18 protein-coding genes are annotated in these 17,700 nt (G+C 65.3%); 11 read left to right on the top strand and 7 right to left on the bottom strand.

The features are described from left to right. Positions 1-2 precede the first annotated feature (2 nt). The 10 genes from AC1Q5W_RS15410 to AC1Q5W_RS15365 all read left to right on the top strand — a co-directional run bounded on the left by AC1Q5W_RS15410 (position 3) and on the right by AC1Q5W_RS15365 (position 8,710). Positions 3-1,196 carry an acetyl-CoA C-acyltransferase gene (locus tag AC1Q5W_RS15410; RefSeq protein ID WP_492644232.1) on the top strand — a complete coding sequence of 398 codons (1,194 nt, stop codon included), beginning with the start codon at positions 3-5 and terminating at the stop codon, positions 1,194-1,196. 51 nt (positions 1,197-1,247) lie between these two features. Further along, positions 1,248-2,117 carry an alpha/beta hydrolase family protein gene (locus AC1Q5W_RS15405; protein ID WP_492644231.1) on the top strand — a complete coding sequence of 290 codons (870 nt, stop codon included), beginning with the start codon at positions 1,248-1,250 and terminating at the stop codon, positions 2,115-2,117. Then, positions 2,114-2,923, top strand: coding sequence for an acyl-CoA thioesterase (locus AC1Q5W_RS15400; RefSeq protein ID WP_492644230.1), 810 nt, complete (start codon positions 2,114-2,116; stop codon positions 2,921-2,923). Before AC1Q5W_RS15405 ends, AC1Q5W_RS15400 begins: the two co-directional genes overlap by 4 nt. Before the next feature lie 37 nt (positions 2,924-2,960). Beyond that, on the top strand, positions 2,961-3,725 hold the full coding sequence (locus AC1Q5W_RS15395) for an enoyl-CoA hydratase (protein WP_492644229.1): 765 nt from the start codon (positions 2,961-2,963) through the stop codon (positions 3,723-3,725). Between the two features lie 72 nt (positions 3,726-3,797). Continuing rightward, positions 3,798-4,625, top strand: coding sequence for an SDR family oxidoreductase (locus AC1Q5W_RS15390; RefSeq protein ID WP_492644228.1), 828 nt, complete (start codon positions 3,798-3,800; stop codon positions 4,623-4,625). A gap of 6 nt (positions 4,626-4,631) precedes the next feature. Beyond that, a complete protein-coding gene (locus AC1Q5W_RS15385) occupies positions 4,632-5,369 on the top strand; it encodes a sulfite exporter TauE/SafE family protein (protein WP_492646136.1) in 738 nt (245 codons plus the stop codon). Between the two features lie 75 nt (positions 5,370-5,444). After that, positions 5,445-6,104 carry a TetR/AcrR family transcriptional regulator gene (locus AC1Q5W_RS15380; protein WP_492644227.1) on the top strand — a complete coding sequence of 220 codons (660 nt, stop codon included), beginning with the start codon at positions 5,445-5,447 and terminating at the stop codon, positions 6,102-6,104. Then, a complete protein-coding gene (locus AC1Q5W_RS15375; protein ID WP_492644226.1) occupies positions 6,104-6,988 on the top strand; it encodes an SDR family oxidoreductase in 885 nt (294 codons plus the stop codon). Before AC1Q5W_RS15380 ends, AC1Q5W_RS15375 begins: the two co-directional genes overlap by 1 nt. Before the next feature lie 42 nt (positions 6,989-7,030). Beyond that, complete coding sequence (locus AC1Q5W_RS15370; RefSeq protein WP_492644225.1) at positions 7,031-8,206, top strand: acyl-CoA dehydrogenase family protein; 1,176 nt, start codon at positions 7,031-7,033, stop codon at positions 8,204-8,206. A 9-nt stretch (positions 8,207-8,215) separates the two neighbouring features. Continuing rightward, positions 8,216-8,710, top strand: coding sequence for a thioesterase family protein (locus tag AC1Q5W_RS15365; RefSeq protein WP_492644224.1), 495 nt, complete (start codon positions 8,216-8,218; stop codon positions 8,708-8,710). Positions 8,711-8,814: 104 nt separating this feature from the next. Here the strand turns inward: AC1Q5W_RS15365 and AC1Q5W_RS15360 are convergent, their stop codons facing one another. The 7 genes from AC1Q5W_RS15360 to AC1Q5W_RS15330 all read right to left on the bottom strand — a co-directional run bounded on the left by AC1Q5W_RS15360 (position 8,815) and on the right by AC1Q5W_RS15330 (position 16,741). Next, a complete protein-coding gene (locus AC1Q5W_RS15360; RefSeq protein ID WP_492644223.1) occupies positions 8,815-10,011 on the bottom strand; it encodes an ABC transporter substrate-binding protein in 1,197 nt (398 codons plus the stop codon). 112 nt (positions 10,012-10,123) lie between these two features. Continuing rightward, positions 10,124-11,284 (bottom strand): ABC transporter substrate-binding protein, encoded by a 1,161-nt coding sequence (locus AC1Q5W_RS15355; protein ID WP_492644222.1) that lies wholly within the window; start codon positions 11,282-11,284, stop codon positions 10,124-10,126. Between the two features lie 22 nt (positions 11,285-11,306). Beyond that, positions 11,307-13,163 (bottom strand): AMP-dependent synthetase/ligase, encoded by a 1,857-nt coding sequence (locus AC1Q5W_RS15350; RefSeq protein WP_492644221.1) that lies wholly within the window; start codon positions 13,161-13,163, stop codon positions 11,307-11,309. 5 nt (positions 13,164-13,168) lie between these two features. Next, on the bottom strand, positions 13,169-13,966 hold the full coding sequence (locus AC1Q5W_RS15345) for an ABC transporter ATP-binding protein (protein WP_492644220.1): 798 nt from the start codon (positions 13,964-13,966) through the stop codon (positions 13,169-13,171). Next, positions 13,963-14,793, bottom strand: coding sequence for an ABC transporter ATP-binding protein (locus AC1Q5W_RS15340; protein ID WP_492644219.1), 831 nt, complete (start codon positions 14,791-14,793; stop codon positions 13,963-13,965). Before AC1Q5W_RS15340 ends, AC1Q5W_RS15345 begins: the two co-directional genes overlap by 4 nt. After that, the gene (locus tag AC1Q5W_RS15335; RefSeq protein ID WP_492644218.1) at positions 14,793-15,869 is read right to left on the bottom strand and encodes a branched-chain amino acid ABC transporter permease; all 1,077 of its coding nucleotides are present in this window, start codon (positions 15,867-15,869) and stop codon (positions 14,793-14,795) included. The genes AC1Q5W_RS15340 and AC1Q5W_RS15335 overlap by 1 nt, the downstream gene beginning before the upstream one ends. Beyond that, positions 15,866-16,741 (bottom strand): branched-chain amino acid ABC transporter permease, encoded by an 876-nt coding sequence (locus AC1Q5W_RS15330; RefSeq protein WP_492644217.1) that lies wholly within the window; start codon positions 16,739-16,741, stop codon positions 15,866-15,868. The genes AC1Q5W_RS15335 and AC1Q5W_RS15330 overlap by 4 nt, the downstream gene beginning before the upstream one ends. Positions 16,742-16,876: 135 nt before the next feature. Between AC1Q5W_RS15330 and AC1Q5W_RS15325 the strand changes: the two genes are divergently transcribed. Beyond that, a complete protein-coding gene (locus AC1Q5W_RS15325; RefSeq protein ID WP_492646135.1) occupies positions 16,877-17,677 on the top strand; it encodes a crotonase/enoyl-CoA hydratase family protein in 801 nt (266 codons plus the stop codon). The last annotated feature ends 23 nt before the right edge of the window (positions 17,678-17,700 follow it).

Genomic DNA, 17,700 nt, shown 5'->3' with positions numbered 1-17,700 from the left:
CAATGAAACAAGTTCAAGACGCCTACATCGTTGCCGCCACGCGCACCCCCATCGGTCGCTCCGGCCGCGGCTACTTCCGCAACACCCGCCCCGACGAACTGCTGGTGGCCGCCATCAAGAGCGCCATGCTGCAGGTGCCTTCGCTGGACCCCAAGGCCATTGAGGACGCCATCATCGGCTGCTCCTTCCCCGAAGGCGAGCAGGGCATGAACATGGCCCGCATCGCTACCGGTCTGGCCTTCAGCCACCCGGTGGGCGGCGTTACCGTCAACCGCTTCTGCGCTTCCGGCGTGACCGCCATCCAGATGGCTGCCGACCGCATCCGCGTGGGCGAGGCCGACGTGATGATCGCCGGCGGTGCCGAGTCCATGAGCATGGTGCCCATGGGCGGCAACAAGCCATCGTTCAGCCCCGCCATCTTCGAGCGCGACGAGAACATCGGCATTGCCTACGGCATGGGCCTGACCGCCGAGAAGGTGGCCCAGCAGTGGAAGGTGACGCGCGAGATGCAGGACGCGTTTGCGCTGGAGTCCCACCTGCGCGCCATCAAGGCACAGCAGACCGGCGAGTTCACCGACGAAATCACGCCTATCGACATCATCGAGCGCACCCCCGACCTGGCCACCGGCGAAGTCCTTACCAAGGCCCGGACCGTGAACCTGGACGAAGGCCCCCGTCCCGACACCTCGCTCGAAGGCCTGGCCAAGCTCAAGCCCGTGTTCGCGGCCCGCGGCAGCGTCACCGCCGGCAACAGCTCGCAGACCAGCGACGGCGCTGGCGCGCTGATCCTGGCCAGCGAAAAGGCGGTCAAGCAGTTTGGCCTGACCCCGCTGGCGCGCTTTGTGTCCTACGCCGCACGCGGCGTGCCGCCCGAGCTTATGGGCATTGGCCCCATCGAGGCCATTCCCGCTGCCCTGCGCTACGCCGGCTTGCAGCACAGCGACATCGACTGGTTCGAGCTCAACGAAGCCTTCGCTGCCCAGTCGCTGGCGGTGGTCAACACCCTGGGACTGGATCCCGCCAAGGTCAACCCCATGGGCGGCGCCATCGCCCTGGGCCACCCGCTGGGCGCAACCGGGGCCATCCGCGCCGCGACCGTGGTGCACGCCCTGCGTCGCCACAACCTGAAGTACGGCATGGTGACCATGTGCGTGGGCACGGGCCAGGGGGCTGCCGGAATCTTTGAGCGCGTGTAAGCGCAGCCGCACCAGGCCACCTGCGGGTGGCCTTTTGCATGGAGTAACGCCATGGAAACCTTGACCCTGTCTGCGCCCGATGGCGCTCCCCTTGCCGCACGCGTGTTTGGCGCCGAAGGGGGCGCCCGCGGCAGCGTGGTGATCGGCGCGGCCATGGGCGTGCGTCAAGCCTACTATGCGCCGTTTGCGCAGTGGCTGGCCGGGCAGGGCTGGCGCGTCACCACCTTCGACTACCGCGGCATGGGGGACTCGCTGCCGGCGGCCGTCTCCCGCGGCCTGCGCGGGGTGCAGGCAACCCTCAACGACTGGGTGCTGGACTACGAAACCGTGGTGGCGCACGCGCGTGCCACCCAGGCGGACGGGCCGCTGTACCTGATCGGGCACAGCCTGGGCGGGCAGCTGCCGGGTCTGTTCGCGCAGCCCGAGCGGGTGGACGGCCTGCTGGGGGTGGCGTCGGGCAGCGGTTACTGGCGCGACACCGCACCGGCACTGCGGCGCAGCGCGCCCTTTTTCTGGCATGTGCTGGTGCCGGTTTCCACCGGTGTGTTCGGCTACTTTCCCGGTAACCGGCTGGGCATGGTGGGCGACCTGCCCGCGGGCGTGATCCGGCAGTGGCGCCGCTGGTGCCTGAATCCGCGCTACAGCGCGGGTGCGGAGGACGCCACGACCCGCTATGCCCGTGCACGCTTTCCGGTGCTGGCCCTGTCCATTGCCGACGATGAAATGATGACGCAGCGCGGCATCGAAAACCTGGTGGCCCTGTACCAGAACGCGCCGCGTCGCGTGCAGACGGTGGCGCCAGCCGACATGGCGGTGCGCCGCATCGGACACCTGGGCGCGTTTCGCAGCGAGCACGAGCCGGTGCTGTGGCCGCAGCTGCAGCAATGGATGCTAGGCTTGGCATCCAAGGAATCCACATGACACAGCATCTTTTTGACCAGGCCATTGCGCTCACGGCACAGCCTGACAACCATTTTTCCGGCCACACCAGCCCGGCCTACGCCAACATGGTGGGCCCGTTTGGCGGCATCACCGCGGCGCAGGCGCTCAATGCCGTGCTGCAGCACCCCCAGCTGCTGGGCGAGCCGGTGTCGCTGACCGTCAATTTCGCCGCGGCACTGGCCGATGGCCCGTTTGACGTCGTGGCCCGCCCGGCGCGCACCAACCGCTCCACCCAGCACTGGATGGTCGAGTTTTTCCAGGCCGGGCAGACCGTGCTCACGGCCACGGTGTTCACCGCCACGCGCCGCGAGACCTGGGGGCTGGACGACGAACCCCTGCCCGTGGTGCCCCCGCCCGACCAGGTGGCGCCTCCCGCCCGGCAGGCCCCCATGCCGTTTGTGCAACGCTACGAACTGCGGCCTGTGACGGGTGACATGCCCTCCGTGTGGGACGGCAGCGGCGGCAGCAGCAGCCTGTCCCAGCTGTGGGTGCGCGACAACCCGCCGCGCCCGCTGGACTTTGCGGCCCTGAGTGCCATGGCCGACATCTTTTTCCCCCGCGTGTTCATCCGACGGGCCAAGTCGGTTCCGGTGGGCACCGTCACCATGACGGTGTACTTCCACGCCGACTCCGAGCAGCTCATGGCCACCGGCAGCGGCTACCTGCTGGCCCAGGCGCGGGCCCAGGTGTTTCGCAACGGCTATTTCGACCACACCGCCCAGCTGTGGAACGAGGCCGGTGTCCTGCTGGCGACCACGCACCAGATCGTGTACTACAAAGAGTGATGCAATCACTGTCTCCATTCCAAGAAAGAGGAAGACCATGCAAGATGTTTTGATCCACACCGCCGATGGCGTTACCACCCTCACCATCAACCGGGTGGAGAAGAAGAATTCCCTGACGGCGGCCATGTACGCCGCCATGGCCGACACCCTGCAGCAGGCCCAGGACGACGATGCCGTGCGCGTGGTGGTGATCCAGGGTGACGTCACCGTGTTTAGTTCCGGCAACGACATTGGCGATTTCCTGAGCGGCCCGCCCGCCACGCCCGACGCGCCGGTGTCGCGTTTCCTGCGCGCCATTGCCACCTTCCCCAAACCCCTGCTGGCGGCGGTGTGCGGCCCGGCCGTGGGCGTGGGCACCACCATGCTGTTCCATTGCGATCTGGTCTACGCCGGCGACAACGCCGCGTTTTCCATGCCCTTCGTGAACCTGGGGTTGTGTGCCGAAGCGGCCTCCAGCCTGCTGGTGCCGCAGATGATGGGCTACCACCGCGCGGCCGAGGCGTTGCTGCTGGGCGAGCCCTTCATGGCCGAGGCGGCGCTGGAAGTGGGGCTGGTCAACCGCATCGTGCCGCCGCTGGAGGCCAACGCCTTTGTCCAGGCCCAGGCGCGCAAGCTGGCAGCCAAGCCGCTGTCGTCCCTCGTGGAGACCAAGCGCCTGATGAAGAAAGGCCAGATGGCCCAGGTGCTAGCGCAGATGGACGAAGAAGGCCAGAGCTTTGGCCGCATGCTGCGCGAACCGGCAGCCAAAGAGGCGTTCACCGCCTTCCTAGAGAAGCGCAAGCCGGACTTTTCCCGGGTTTGAAGGCAAAATCGGCTGTCTGGCGCCGTGCACTCTGCGCAGACAGCTATTAAAACAATAGCACTAGGAGACACCATGTCACTCGCGGGCAAGACCCTGTTCATCACCGGCGCCTCGCGCGGCATTGGCCTGGCCATTGCCAAGCGGGCGGCGGCTGACGGCGCCAACATCGTCATCCTGGCCAAGACCACGGACCCCAATCCCAAGCTGCCCGGCACCATCTACAGCGCCGCGGCCGAGATTGAAGCGGCCGGTGGCAAGGCCCTGCCGCTGGCGGTGGACATCCGCGACGACGCGGCCGTGTTCGCTGCCGTGGAGCAGGCAGTGCAGACCTTTGGCGGCATCGACATCCTGGTCAACAACGCCAGCGCCATCAGCCTGACCAACACCGAAGCCACGCCCATGAAGCGCTTCGACCTGATGAACGGCATCAATGCCCGTGGCACCTACCTGTGCACGGCAGCCTGCCTGCCGGAGCTGAAGAAAGCGGCCGCTGCCGGGCGCAACCCGCAGGTGCTGACGCTGTCGCCGCCCTTGTCCATGAAGACGCACTGGTTTGCGCCGCATACCGCCTACACCATGGCCAAGTACGGCATGAGCATGTGCACCCTGGGCCATGCCGGTGAGTTCAAGAAGTTCGGTATTGCCGTCAACAGCCTGTGGCCGCGCACGGCGATTGCCACTGCCGCCATGCAGATGATCCCCGGCGTGGACCTGGCGTTGTGCCGTACGCCCGAGATCATGGCCGACGCCGCCTACTGCGTTCTCACCCAGGCGCAGTTCGACACCGGCAACTTCCACATCGACGACACCGTACTGGCCGCCCACGGCGTGACCGATCTGGACCGCTATGCGGTCACGCCCGGCAACACGCAATTCCTGCCCGACTTTTTTGTGGACTGAGCCGTGCTGATCACTCTGGTTCTCATTGCCGGCATCTGGGCCGGCCTGCAAAATTCCCTGGCCGGCGGAGGCTCGTTCATCACCCTGCCGGTGCTGATGCTCTCGGGCATGTCCCCGCTGGCGGCCAACATCACCTCTACCGTGGCCCTGTTCCCGGGGCAGGTCACCTCCGGTCTGGCCGGGCGCAAGCTGGTGTCGGGCGCGGGGCGCTTGCCGTTCTGGGCACTGTTTGCCGTCAGCATCCTGGGCGGCGGCGTGGGCGGCCTGTTGCTGCTCAAGACGCCATCGACCGTCTTCGCGCTCCTGGTGCCGTGGCTGGTGCTGTTTGCGACCGTGGTCTTTGCCTGGGGCAGCTTCTGGCGCAAATCCGGCGAAGCGGCCGTGCACCTGGGGCCCGTGGGGGCCGCGCTGGCCCAGTTCCTGATTGCGGTCTATGGCGGCTACTTTGGCGGCGGCATCGGGTTCCTGATGATGGCGGCACTCACCATGGCCGGCTTGCCGACCCGCAACGCTGGGGCCACCAAGAATGCGCTGGCTGGCGTCATGAACGCCTCGGCTGTGTTGCTGTTTGTCACCTCGCCGCAGGTGCACTGGTACCAGGCGCTGGTGCTGGGGGCTGGCGCCATTGGCGGCGGTCTGCTGGGCGCGTGGGCCCTGCACCGGATCAACGAGCGGGTGCTGCGCATCGTGATCGTGGGCGTTGGCATCTGCCTGACCGTTGGTCTGTTCCTCAAGCCGGTGTGAACCCGGTTCTGGCCGTGGCATATTTATACAAAGCAACCGCTTGCTTTAAATAAAAATATTTGGTATGGTCGGGGCATGAAGCCCGACGCAGCACAACCCGCTACCGAACCCACGGCCAAACGCCCGCGGGGGCGCCCCCGCAAGACGGTGGATGAACGCGACGACGGCAACCGCCGCCAGGCGTTGCTGACGGCGGCGGCGCATCTGTTTCGCCGCAAGGGCTTCGATGCCACCACGACGCGCGACATTGCCGCCGCAGCCGATATGCAAAGCGGCTCCCCCTTCTACCACTTCAAGAGCAAGGACGCGCTCCTGTACGCCGTGATGGAGGAGGGCATGCACTCGGCACTGGCCCGTCAGCGCGCCGCCGTGCAGCAGCCCGGCCACGCCCGGCTGGCTCCGGCCGAACAGCTGCGCATGCTGGTGGCGGCGCATTTCGAGGTGCTGCTGGGGCCGGGCAGTGACTTCGTGCCGGTGATGCTGTACGAGTCGCGCTCGCTGCAGCCGCGCCAGCGCAAGTCGCTGGCCAAGCTGATTGCCGAATACGAATCCCTGTGGATGCCGGTACTCAATGCCCTGCATGCCAGCGGCCAGTTGCGGGCCCCGGTCGGGTTGGCGCGCCTGCTGATCCTGGGGGCACTGAACTGGTCGGTGCAATGGTTTGATCCCAAGAAGGGCGCGTCGTTGCAAGACCTGACCGACGCCGCCATGGCCTTGTTTTTGAAGGAGTCCTGATGCAATACGGTTCTGTTTTCGCCCCCAATCTGTTTGCGGGCAAGGTAGCGGTGGTGACGGGCGGCGGGTCCGGCATCGGCCGCTGCGTGGCCCATGAGCTGGCGGCGCTGGGCGCCCAGGTGGCGCTGGTCGGGCGCAAGGTGGAGAAGCTGCAGAAGGTGGCCGACGAGATCACCGCAGACGGCGGCACCGTGAGCTTCCAGGTCTGTGACATCCGCGAGGAAGAGTCCGTCAAGCAAACCGTGGCGGCCATTCTGGCGCAGCATGGCCGCATCGACGCGCTGGTGAACAACGCCGGCGGTCAGTTCATGACGCCGCTGGAAGCCATCAGCGCCAAGGGCTGGCAGGCGGTGGTCAACACCAACCTGACCGGCGGCTTCCTGATGGCGCGCGAGTGCTACCTGCAGGGCATGAACAAGACAGGCGGCAGCATTGTGAACATCGTGGCCGACATGTGGGGCTCCATGCCCGGCATGGGCCACAGCGGTGCGGCGCGCGCCGGCATGGTCAGCTTTACCGAAACGGCCGCTGTGGAATGGGCGGGCAAAGGCGTGCGTGTCAATGCCGTGGCACCGGGCTACATTGCGTCGAGCGGCATGGACAACTACCCGGTAGAGGCCGGCCCGATGATCCGCGAGATGGCCAAGACCATTCCCGCCGGGCGCTTTGGCACCGAATCGGAAACCGCAGCGGGCATTGTGTTCTTGCTCAGCCCCGCCGCGTCGTTTATCAGCGGAACCACCTTGCGCATCGACGGTGCGCGCCCGCAGGCCCGCAGCGGCTACCCCATGCGCGTGCCCGACGCCACGGTGCAGGCACGCGATGCGGTCAAGGCCTTCAACGGCTTTCACCGCGCCATCGTTCCCAAGGTGTTCCAGGTCTGAGCCAGCTGAGCACCCCTCCATTGCATTGAAAAGGAAATCCGCATGTCCATGACTGATATTGGCGACGAAGACATCGTCCTGGTGGAAGACGCCGCACGCAAATTCATTCAAACCGAAGTCGCCCCCCACCTCGAATCCTGGGAGGAGGCCGGCGTGTTTCCGCGCGCCCTGTACCAGCGCGCCGCCGACATGGGCTGGCTGGCCATGGGGTTCCCGGAGGCCTTGGGTGGCACACCCAGCCCCTGGAAACTGCGCAATGCGCTGACCATGACGCTGGCCCGCACGGGCGGCAGCGGTGGCCTGATGGCCAGTCTGTTCAGCCACAACATCGGCCTGCCGCCGGTGATGCGCCACGGCTCGCCGGAACTGCAGCGCGAGGTGATCCCCGACGTGCTGGCGGGCAAGAAGATTTCCGCCCTGGCCATCTCCGAGCCCGGCGGCGGCACCGACGTGTCGGCGCTCAAGACCACGGCGCGGCGCGAAGGCGACGAATATGTGGTCGATGGCGAGAAGATCTTCATCACCTCCGGCACCCGTGCCGACTGGTACACCGTGGCGGTGCGCACCGACCTGCAGAACAAGGGGCCCATGGGCATCTCCATGCTCATGGTCCCTGGCGACGCGGTGGGGCTGGAACGCACGCCGCTCAAGAAGATGGGCTGGCTGTGTTCCGACACGGCCCAGCTGCGCTTTGACGGCGTGCGCGTGCCGGCGCGCTACCTGGTGGGCGAAGAGGGGGCGGGCTTCAAGATGATCCTCACCAACTTCAATGGCGAGCGCCTGTCCATGGCCGCGCTGGCGCTGGGCTTCTCGGAGGCCTGCTACGACGAGGCCTTGAGCTGGGCGCAGCAGCGCAAGACCTTTGGCACGGCCATCATCGACCACCAGGTCATCCGCCACAAGCTGATGGACATGAAGATGCGCATCGAATCCACCCGGGCCTGGCTCCACAGCGTGTCGGCCCGTGCCGATGCCGGCGACCGCGGAGACAAGGCGGCCAAGGGCGCCGAGTGGGTGGCGCAGGTGTGCCTGTTGAAGAACCACGCCACGCAGACCATGCAGTTCTGCGCTGACCAGGGCGTGCAGATCCTGGGCGGCATGGGCTTCATGCGCGGCACCAAGTGCGAGCGCATCTACCGCGAGGTCAAGGTCATGACCATCGGTGGCGGCACCGAGGAAATCATGAAGGAGTTGGCCTCCCGCCAGCTGGGTCTGTAAGATCGCGGCATGGCCCATTCCAAATCCAGCGCCCCGGCGGCGCCCATTGTCTTCGAACCCGAGTTCATCCAGAACCTGGCCCGCATCTTTGAAGAGTCCATCGTCTTCAATACCGTGCTGGGCCTGAAGATCGACTCCATCGCCCCGGAGCGGGTGGTGGCCCACATTGCCATGAAACCCGAGCTGGTGGGCCATTACAGCTTCAACCGGCTGCACGGCGGCGTCATCAGCGCAGGGCTGGACGCCATGGGCGGGCTGGCCGTCATGGCCGCCATCGGTGCCCGCCACATGGACGAGGCGCCGATGCAGCGCCTGCACCGCTTCTCCAAGCTGGGCACCATTGATCTGCGGATCGACTACCTGCGTCCTGGCATCGGGGAGCGTTTCGAGTTGCGCGCCGAGGTGATGCGCCTGGGCTCGCGCGTGGCGTCCACCCGCATGGAGTTCCTGGGCGCCGACGGCAAGCTGCTGTCGACCGGCTCCGGCGCCTACATCGTCTCCTGATCTGCTATTGATTGCATAGCTGTCTGCGCAGTATCTGCGCCGCCTGGCGGCCGATTTGATATAAAAAAGCCACCTTGCGGTGGCTTTTTTGTTATGGGGCCCGCTTACTTCTTGGCGGCCTTGCCGGCGGGGGCCTTCACATCGTCGCCAAAGTATTCGGAGACCGGTTTCCACTTGCCGTCCTGAATCTGCGACAGCCGTGCGGCGTCGCTGCCCAGGTGGCGGGTGGGTGAGAACGACTGCGCCGGGCTGCCGAAGATATCGGGCGCGATGGACAGGGTGTCCATGACCTTGATGAAGCTCTCGGTCGTCAGGTTCTTGCCGGCCTTGTTGGCTGCGTTGGCAAAGTTGGTGATGATCTGGTAGCCGTAGACCGAGAACACGGCGGGATCCTCGTTGAACTTGGTCTTGTACTTGTTGGACCAGAAGCGGATCGGTTGCGACGCGTCATCCGTGTAGGGATTCTGCGAGGTCATGGCGGCGTAGAAGCCGTCCATGGCCTTGCCGCCGAGCTTGTGGATCAGGTCGGTGTAGGCCGCGCTGGAGCCCAGGAAGACAGGGTTGTAGCCCATCTTGCGGGCGGTGCCGATGGCGCCAATGGTTTCGCGGATGATGGTTCCCAGCACCACCATGTCGCAGTTGGCGGCCTGCAGCTTCTGGATCTGCGAGGAGAAGTCGGTTGCGCCGCGCTTGTAGGACGTCTTCTCGGCGTAGGTCATGTTGAGGGTCTTCAGCCCGGCTTCGCCGCCTTTGAGCACTTCCAGCCCGAAGTCGTCGTCCTGGTACAGGGTGCAGACCTTCTTGAGGCCTTTTTCCTTCACCAGCTTGGGCGTCGCATAGCGGATCTGGTCATAGTAGGCGCCGGCAAACGAGTACTTGAGCTTGTGGAAGGGCTCGTACATTTCCCGCGCCGCCGACAGCGGCATGAAGTTGATGACGTTCTTCTCGAACTGCACCGGCATGGCGGCCATGTTGTGCGCCGTGCCGATGTGGCCGACCATCATGAAGATCTTGTCCTGGTTGACCAGCTTCTGTGCGGCCAGCACGGCTTTCTTGGGGTCGTAACCCGAGTCTTCCACCAGCAGGCGGATCTTTCGGCCGTTGATGCCGCCCTGCTCGTTGAGTTCGTCCACGGCCAGCATCATGCCGTTGCGGGCCTGCTTGCCGTAGCCCGCCAGGGGGCCGGACAGGTCCTGGATGGACCCCAGGAGGATTTCATCCTTGCTGACGCCTTGCTGGGCACTGGCTGCGGTGGCCGTCAGTGCCAGCGCGGCGAGGGTGATAGCGGTGTGCAGTTTCATCGTCCGTCTCCTTTATGAAAATAATCGCAAGGACCGGCGGGGTCCTTGCCCGGGGTGCTCCGTATGGTGCCCCAACGGCGCGGTTTTGTCATGTCCCGCCGCTGGTGGCCGTTCAGTAGGTGTAGTCCATCACCACCGCCCAGCGTCCGTCCTTGATCTGCGACAGGCGCGATTCATCGCTGCCCAGGCGGCGGGTGGGCGTGAACTTCAGGGGTGGGCTGCCAAAGATGTCGGCCGGAATCCGGATGGTTTCCATGGCGCGGATGAACTTGCTGGTGGTGGGGCGGTCACCCGCGTCCCGCATGGCCTTGGCAAAGATGTTGATGGTGTTGTAGCCGAACACCGACATGTTGGACGGGTCCTCGTTGAACCGGGTCTTGTACTTGTTGGCCCACAGGCGCGCCGCCGGGGTGCCCGAATCCACGTAGGGAATCTGCGCCGTCATGGTGGCGTACAGGCCCTCCACGATCTTGCCGCCCAGCTTGGGGATCAGCTCGGAGTAGGCTGCGCTGCTGGCCAGGAAGACCGGGTTGAACCCGGACTTGCGCGACTCGCCAATGACGCCCACGGTTTCGCGGATGATGGTGCCCAGCACCACCAGTTCGCACCCGGCCGAGCGCATCTTGGCAACCTGCGAGGAGAAGTCGGTGGCGCCGCGCTTGAAGGTGGTCTTTTCCGTCAGCGCCATGCGCTGGTTCTTCAGGCTGTCTTCCGTGCCGTTCAGGATTTCCACGCCGAACTCGTCGTCCTGGGTGACCGTGCAGACCTTGGTGGCGCCGGTCTGGCGCACCAGCTTGGGCAGGGCGGTGCGGATCTGCTCGTAGTAGGTCGAGTTGATGGCGAACTTCAGGCGGTGAAACGGCTCGTACATCTCGCGCGCCGCGGTCAGGGGGAAGAAGTTGATGACTTCCTTCTCGAACTGGATGGGCATGGCCGCCATGTTCTGCGCCGTGCCGATGTGGCCGACCATCATGAAGATCTTGTCCTGGTTGACCAGCTTCTGCGCGGCCAGCACGGCTTTCTTGGGGTCGTAGCCCGCGTCCTCCACCAGCAGCTTGATCTTGCGGCCGTTGATGCCGCCCTGCTCGTTGACTTCCTCGATGGCCATCTGCATGCCGTTGCGTGCCTGCTTGCCGTAGCCGGCCAGCGGGCCGGACAGGTCCTGGATGGAACCCAGCAGGATTTCGTTCTTGCTGATGCCCTGCTGTTGGGCCGATGCCAGGGTGGCGCTGGTGGCCAGAACGGCCAGCGCGATAAGGTGCTTGGTTTGCATGGTGTGTGAATGGACTTTCGTGTTACAGGTACATCGCGTCGATTTGCGCGGCGTACTTCTTTTCGACCAGCTTGCGTTTGAGCTTCATCGTGGGAGTCAGCTCTTCATCCTCCGCTGTCAGCTGGTTCTCCAGCAGGAAGAATTTCTTGATCTGTTCGACGCGGGCGAACTTCTTGTTGACGCGGTCGAGCTCGCCCTGGATGAGCGCCTGCACCTCGGGCGCGCGGGTCAGGCTGGCGTAGTTGCTGAAGGGCACATCGGCATCCTGGGCAAACTTCTCCACGTTCTCCTGGTCGATCATGATGATCACGGTCAGGTAGGCGCGCTTGTCGCCAATGACCACGGCGTCGGTGATGTACGGCGAGAACTTCAGGTCGTTCTCCAATTCGCTGGGCGTGATGTTCTTGCCGCCGGCCGTGATGATGATGTCCTTCATGCGGTCGGTGATGCGGTAATAGCCTTCGTCGTCCACCACGCCCACGTCTCCGGTGTGCAGCCAGCCCTGCACGTCAATGGCTTCGGCGGTTTTCTCCGGCAGGTTCAGGTAGCCGGCAAACACGTTCTTGCCGCGCACCAGTAGCTCCCCGGTGGCGGGGTCCAGCCGGACCTCGTTGAAGCCGGCCGCCGGGCCGATGGAGCCCGGCTTCATCTTGCTGGCTGGCACGCCGGTGGAGGCGCCGCACGTTTCGGTCATGCCCCAGACCTCCAGCATGGGCACGCCCAGCGCCAGGTACCAGCGCACCAGATCGGGTGAAATGGGCGCCGCACCGGTGACCAGAAAGCGGGCGCGGTGGATGCCGATGAGCTTGCGCACATTGTTCAGCACCAGCCACTGCGCCAGCCGGAACTGTAGCTTGAGCCCGGGGCCCACCGGCTGCCCGGCCAGCACGCGGTCGGCAATGGTGGTGCCCACGCCAATGCCCCAGGCATAGGCCGCCTGCTGGATGAAGCCGGCTTCCTTCAGCGCGATCATCACGCCGGAGTAGAACTTCTCCCACACCCGGGGCACCGCCGTGAAGACGGTGGGGGCAATCTCCCGCACGTTCTCGGGAATGGTCTCGGGGTTCTCCACGAAGTTGAGCATGGCGCCGGTGTACAGGGCGAAATATTCGCCGCCCATGCGCTCGGCAATGTGGCACAGGGGCAGGAAGCACATGCGCTCGTCGCGGTCGTCTTGCGCCACCAGGGTGTTGAAGCCGCGCACGGTGTAGACCAGCCCGGCGTGCAGGTGCATGGCCCCCTTGGGCTTGCCGGTGGTGCCCGAGGTGTAGACCAGGATGGCCAGGTCTTCAGGCCGGCAGGCGTCCACGCGCTGCTGCAGTTCCTGGGGATGCTCGACCAGGTAGGCCCGACCAAGGGTGCGCAGGGCCTCCAGACTCATGACGCCGGGCTCGTCGAGGTCGCGCAGGCCCTCCATGTCGAACACCACGATCTGGCGCAGCCCGGGCAACTGGCTGCGCACCTCCAGGGCCTTGTCAAGCTGCTCGTCGTCTTCCACGAACAGCACCGTGGTGCGGGAATCGTCGCACAGGTACTGCACCTGCGGCGGGGCGTCGGTCGGGTAGATGCCGTTGGCCACACCGCCGCAGGACAGCACGGCCAGATCGGTCCAGACCCACTCGACCACGGTGTTGGCCAGAATGGACGCGCACTCGCCCCGGGCAAAGCCCAGGCTCAGCAGGCCGCCGGCGATCTCGCGCACGGCCTCGGCGGTCTGGTTCCAGGTCCAGCTGCGCCACAGGCCCAGGTGCTTCTGGCGCATCCAGACCTTGGGGCCGCGCTGGGCCACGGCGTTCCAGAAAATGGCCGGGATGGTTTCGCCCGGCATCACGATGTCGTGGCAGGGCTGGATGTTGCTGGTGTCCCAGAGTCCGCTCATCTGTGTTATCTCCAGGTCTTCTTCTTTTTCCAGCGCCGCTCGCCGCGCACGCCGTGCTCCTTCATGCCGAGGTAGAACTCCTTGATGTCGTCCTTCTCGCGCAGGTGGGCGCAGGTGTCTTCCATGACGATGCGCCCGTTTTCCAGCACATAGCCGTAGTCGGAGGCGTTGAGCGCCATGTTGGCGTTCTGCTCCACCAGCAGGATGGTGGTGCCGCGCTCGCGGTTGATGCGCACCACGATCTCGAAGATTTCCTTGGTGAGCTTGGGCGAAAGGCCCAGGCTGGGCTCGTCGAGCAGGATCAGGTCCGGGTTGGCCATGAGCGCGCGCGAGATGGCCAGCATCTGCTGCTGGCCGCCCGAGAGCAGGCCGGCGTCCTGCGCCGAGCGTTCCTGCAGGATGGGGAAGTAGCCATACACCGCCTCCATGTCCCGGGCCACGCCGTCGCGGTCGGTCCGGGTGTAGGCGCCCATCAGCAGGTTGTCGTGCACGGACAGCAGCGCAAACACCTCGCGCCCTTCGGGCACATGGCTCAGGCCCTGCTGCACGATGAAGGCCGGGTCCTTGGCGGTAATGGGTTCGCCCTTGAATTCGATCGAGCCCTTGCGCGGGTCGATGATGCCGGAGATGGTCTTCAGAATGGTGGTCTTGCCCGCGCCGTTGGAGCCCAGCACGGTGGCAATCTCGCCCCGGCGGACCTGCAGGCTGACGCCGCGGATGGCCTTGATGGGCCCGTACGCGCTCTCCACGTTGAGCAGCTTGAGCACCGGCTGGTCACTGATGGGTGGGGGCTGGATGCTCATGCGGCCTCCCGGGAAGGCGCGGTCTCGCGCCGCAGTGATGACACGTCGTCAATGGACCCCAGATAGGCCTCCACCACCCCCGGGTCGGTCTGCACTTCGCGCGGCGTGCCCATGGCGAGCACTGCGCCCTGGTTCATGGCCACTACCCGGTCCGATACCTTGGACACCAGTGCCATGTCGTGCTCCACCATCAGCACGGTGATGCCCAGCTCGTTCTTGATGTCCTGGATCCAGAAAGCCATGTCGTCGGTCTCCTCCACGTTCAGGCCGGACGACGGTTCGTCCAGCAGCAGCAGCCGCGGCTCGGTGCACAGCGCGCGGGCCATCTCCACCACCTTGCGCACGCCGTAGGGCAGGCCGGCAACCAGGGAGTCGCGGTAATGCTGCAGGTCCAGGAACTCGATCACCTCCTCGGCCTTTTCACGCGCCAGCAATTCGGTCTCGCGTGCCTGGGCGGTGAAGAACAGGTCTTGCCACAGGTTGGTCTTGCGGTGGGTGTGGCGCCCGATCAGCAGGTTGTGCAGGACCGAGGCGTGCTCGAACAATTCGATGTTCTGGAAGGTGCGGGCAATGCCCAGGGAGGCCACGGCCTGCGGCGGCTGGTCGGTGAGCCTGAGCAGGCCGTTGGGGCCCAGGTAGTCGATCCCGCCCGTGGTGGGCGTGTAGATGCGGCTGATCAGGTTGAAGACGGTGGTCTTGCCGGCGCCGTTGGGGCCGATCAGCGTGAACACCTCGCCCTGTTTGACGTCGAAGCTGACGTTGTTGACCGCCAGCACGCCGCCAAAGCGCACGCTCAGGTTGTTGGCAGAAAGAAGGGTGTCGGTCATCACTTCAGCCTGTCGGATTTTTGGAAGGATTTCTGCCGCTTGAACATGCCCTTGCGGTAGAACGGGAACATCTGCAGGTAGGTGCGGATCTTGAGCCAGCGCCCGTACAGGCCCATGGGTTCGAACAGCACGAAGGCAATCAGTACCAGGCCGTACACCAGGCCCTGCAGGCCGGGGGCCTGGCCAATGACGGCGGGCAAGAGGTCCTTGACCGAGGCAATGGCCTGGGGCATGGCGATCAGGAAGATGGCGCCCAGAAAGGCCCCGTGCACCGAGCCCACGCCGCCGATCACGATCATCAGCAGCAGGTCGATGCTTTGGAGGATGTTGAATTGGTCCGGTGAGATGAACTGCAGGTTGTGCGCATACAGCGCGCCGGCAATGCCGGCCAGCGCGGCCGACAGCGCAAACGACAGGGTCTTGTAGTAGGCCAGGTGAATGCCCATGCTCTGCGCCGAAATCTCGGAGTCGCGGATGGCGACAAAGGCCCGACCCGTGGGGGAGCGCAGCAGGTTCAGGATGCCCAGCGTGGCGGCCACGGTGATGACCAGGCACAGAAAGTAGAACTGCTCGCCGCTGTCCAGCACCCAACCAAAGAGGTTGGGCTTGAGCACTCGTATGCCGGCATTGCCGCCGGTGACCGATTCCCAGCGCGCCAGCACCTCTTCCACGATGAACCCGAATGACAGGGTGGCAATGCCCAGGTAAATGCCCTTGACGCGCAGCGCCGGCAGGCCCACCACCACCCCCACCGTGGCCGACAGCGCGGCCGCGCAGGCCAGCGCCAGCGGGAACGGCAGGCCCATGTTGGTCAGCACGGTGTGTGTGTAGGCGCCCACGCCCAGGAAGGCCGCATGGCCCATGGAGAACAGGCCGGTATAGCCTGCCAGCAGCATCAGGCCCAGGCCGGCCACGGAGTAGATCAGCACCAGGGTCAGCTGCGCCAGCCAGTATTCGGCAAACAGCCAGGGCGCGGCCAGCAGCAGCACCATGAGCAGGCTGTACCAGAAGACATGCCCGCCGTGCTTGGCCAGGTTGATGTCCTGGCCGTAATTAGTCTTGAAAATGAATCTCATACTTTTTTGCGCAACTTTTCGCCGAACAGCCCGTTGGGCCTGACCATCAGCATGACCAGCACCACGATGTAGGCAGCGGTGTCTTTGAAGCCGTCGGGCAGGTAGAAGCCCGAGAGCGATTCCACAATGCCGATCACCAGCCCGCCTACGATGGCGCCCGGCAGGCTGCCAAAGCCGCCCACCACGGCGGCCGGAAAGGCCTTCAGGCCAATGAAGCCCATGTTGGCGTGCACAAAGGTAATGGGCGCCAGCAGCAGGCCGGCAATGGCGGCGACCGCCGAGGCCAGACCCCAGGCAATGCCGTTGAGGCGCTTAACCGGAATGCCCATGTAGTAGGCCGCCAGCTGGTTCTGCGAGGCGGCCTGCATGGCAATGCCCAGCTTGCTGTAGCGGAACAGGGCGAACAGCAGCACGCACAGCACGGCGGTGGCGCCAATCACCACCATGTGCTCCACGTTCAGCACCAGGCCGCTGACGTTCCAGATTTCATCCTTGTAGGGCACGGGTAGCGCCTGCGTGTCGGTGCCGATGCCGGGAATAACGGTGATGAGGCCGCGCGCCACGTAGCCAATGCCGATGGTCAGCATCACCACGGAAAAAGCCGGCTGGCCCAGGATGGGGCGGATCACCACGCGCTCCAGCAGCACGCCGAAGACGGCCATGCCGGCAATGGCGCAGACGACGGCGAGCCAGTAGGGGAAACCCAGCATGGTCATGCCCACCAGGCCGCCGAACGCGCCCAGCATCATCAGCTCGCCCTGGGCAAAGCTGACGGTCTCCGTTGCCTTGTAGATGAGCACAAAGCCCATGGCGATCAAGCCGTAGATGCAACCCTGTGCAATCCCGCTGATCACCAATTGAAGAACTAGCACATTGGCTCCCGTTGTTGTTATGTGGCAGCCCGTTTATAGCGGCGGCTTATCGAATGCTTGATAGGGTTGTCACTGATGATCAGGGTAGACACCGATGCTTTTGTCCCCTGCGTGACTGTTTAATCGGGCGCCATGATGCCAACCGTCCAAACCACCCAACACGGGGCCGTTACCGTGGTGACCCTGTCGCGCGCCGATGTGCGCAATGCCGTGGATGCCGACACGGCGCGTCAGCTGTACGAGGCCTTCCTGGCGTTCGACGCCGACCCGCAGGCGCGCGTGGCCGTGTTCCACGGCGCGCATGGCCATTTCTGCGCCGGCTGGGATCTGCAGGCCGGTGCCCGCATGGCCCAGCACCTGCAGGAGGGCGTGGATCCCTTTGCAGCATTGAATTTTTCGCCGGCGAACGCGGCACCGCAGGGGCCCATGGGGCCTTCGCGTCTGCTGCTGTCCAAGCCGGTCATCGCCGCTATCAGCGGCGCCGCCGTGGCTGGCGGCATGGAGCTGGCCCTGTGGTGCGATTTGCGGGTGATGGAGGCGGATGCCTACTTTGGCGTGTACTGCCGCCGCTTCGGTGTGCCGCTCATTGATGGCGGCACCGTGCGCCTGCCGCGCCTGATCGGCATGGGCCATGCCATGGACCTCATCCTGACTGGGCGCAAGGTGGAGGCCGCCGAGGCCTTGCAGATGGGCCTATGCAACCGCGTGGTCCCCACGGGGGAGGCGTTGCCCGCTGCCCTGGCACTGGCCGAGCAGCTGGCAGGCTTTCCGCAGGCCACCATGCTGGCCGACCGCGCCAGTGCCTATGCCCAGTGGGACCAGGACTTGCCGCACGCGCTGCACCAGGAGTGGCAGCGCGGCAAGGCCTGCATTGCCCAAGGGCTGGAGGGCGCGGCGCGTTTTTCCGCCGGCGCGGGACGGCACGGAAAGTTCTAGCGCCCCCGCGTGCCGGCGCGGAC

It is taken from the genome of Rhodoferax sp. MLSD5-FHT05B10 (assembly GCF_058793415.1).
This window is presented reverse-complemented; position numbering and strand designations above follow the sequence as displayed.

Coding starts and splice junctions, on each gene's coding strand:
- AC1Q5W_RS15350 (WP_492644221.1), bottom strand. CDS start 13,163: ATGAGCGGACTCTGGGACACCAGCAACATCCAGCCCTGCCACGACATC.
- AC1Q5W_RS15395 (WP_492644229.1), top strand. CDS start 2,961: ATGCAAGATGTTTTGATCCACACCGCCGATGGCGTTACCACCCTCACC.
- AC1Q5W_RS15325 (WP_492646135.1), top strand. CDS start 16,877: ATGCCAACCGTCCAAACCACCCAACACGGGGCCGTTACCGTGGTGACC.
- AC1Q5W_RS15390 (WP_492644228.1), top strand. CDS start 3,798: ATGTCACTCGCGGGCAAGACCCTGTTCATCACCGGCGCCTCGCGCGGC.
- AC1Q5W_RS15400 (WP_492644230.1), top strand. CDS start 2,114: ATGACACAGCATCTTTTTGACCAGGCCATTGCGCTCACGGCACAGCCT.
- AC1Q5W_RS15380 (WP_492644227.1), top strand. CDS start 5,445: ATGAAGCCCGACGCAGCACAACCCGCTACCGAACCCACGGCCAAACGC.
- AC1Q5W_RS15405 (WP_492644231.1), top strand. CDS start 1,248: ATGGAAACCTTGACCCTGTCTGCGCCCGATGGCGCTCCCCTTGCCGCA.
- AC1Q5W_RS15340 (WP_492644219.1), bottom strand. CDS start 14,793: ATGACCGACACCCTTCTTTCTGCCAACAACCTGAGCGTGCGCTTTGGC.
- AC1Q5W_RS15370 (WP_492644225.1), top strand. CDS start 7,031: ATGTCCATGACTGATATTGGCGACGAAGACATCGTCCTGGTGGAAGAC.
- AC1Q5W_RS15360 (WP_492644223.1), bottom strand. CDS start 10,011: ATGAAACTGCACACCGCTATCACCCTCGCCGCGCTGGCACTGACGGCC.
- AC1Q5W_RS15410 (WP_492644232.1), top strand. CDS start 3: ATGAAACAAGTTCAAGACGCCTACATCGTTGCCGCCACGCGCACCCCC.
- AC1Q5W_RS15335 (WP_492644218.1), bottom strand. CDS start 15,869: ATGAGATTCATTTTCAAGACTAATTACGGCCAGGACATCAACCTGGCC.
- AC1Q5W_RS15355 (WP_492644222.1), bottom strand. CDS start 11,284: ATGCAAACCAAGCACCTTATCGCGCTGGCCGTTCTGGCCACCAGCGCC.
- AC1Q5W_RS15345 (WP_492644220.1), bottom strand. CDS start 13,966: ATGAGCATCCAGCCCCCACCCATCAGTGACCAGCCGGTGCTCAAGCTG.
- AC1Q5W_RS15365 (WP_492644224.1), top strand. CDS start 8,216: ATGGCCCATTCCAAATCCAGCGCCCCGGCGGCGCCCATTGTCTTCGAA.
- AC1Q5W_RS15375 (WP_492644226.1), top strand. CDS start 6,104: ATGCAATACGGTTCTGTTTTCGCCCCCAATCTGTTTGCGGGCAAGGTA.